Origin of the sequence: Corynebacterium sp. CCUG 61414 (assembly GCF_024453945.1) — a bacterium.
GTDB lineage: Bacteria > Actinomycetota > Actinomycetes > Mycobacteriales > Mycobacteriaceae > Corynebacterium > Corynebacterium pseudogenitalium.
This window is the reverse complement of record NZ_JAGPYU010000039.1, coordinates 1-670: the sequence shown is the minus strand read 5'-3', so window position 1 is coordinate 670 and position 670 is coordinate 1. Positions and strand designations below refer to the sequence as shown.

Genomic DNA, 670 nt, shown 5'->3' with positions numbered 1-670 from the left:
CGGCATCGGCGCCGTTTTACTTGTCGTGCGGATAATCGTGACTTTCTCAGGCAACCCAATCGGTGTTTTCGGTCGCGCGGTAATTACCCCATCAGCAAGGGCTTGCTCGACGGCACTTCGCCGGTTAGCCTCCATCTGTTGCCACGTGCCGTCTAGCACGCTTTGCGGAGTGTAGCCATTAATCCCACTGTGGGGCCGGTGGTTATACAACGTTGTAAACTCATCAACCCAGGCCGCTGCATGTTTAATGCTGGCAAAAGCCCTCGGGTAGTAGGCCATACCTTTCATGGTGTGAAACAACGACTCCATATGCGGATTATCGTTGCTAATCGACGGCCTGCTGAAGGAGCGTTTGACCTGGTGGGCATCAAAAAGTCTGCCAAGGCTGCGACTGGTCATCGCTGCCCCGTTATCGGAGTGCACCGTGTCGACATCAGGGTGTGCGGCAAAGATTTCTTCAAACATATGTCGTGCCACGCGGGAATCTTCGTGGTGGGCAACAACTGCGCCGACAACAGCACGGGAATACAGATCGATTGCGGTATGGCAGGCGTAGTACTGGTTTGTGTACTTGCCTGGAAGATAGGTGATATCCCAGCACAGCACTTGACCTGGCCGGTGTGCTTCAACATGTGGGGGCTGGTTGTTGCCGCGTGCACGCCGTGGGCGT

The 670-nt window shown here is 55.4% G+C and carries 1 protein-coding gene; it reads right to left on the bottom strand.

The features are described from left to right. The coding region (locus tag KBX14_RS11150; RefSeq protein ID WP_256042561.1) for a DDE-type integrase/transposase/recombinase at positions 1–606 on the bottom strand (606 nt) is incomplete at its 3' end. Positions 607–670 lie beyond the last annotated feature (64 nt).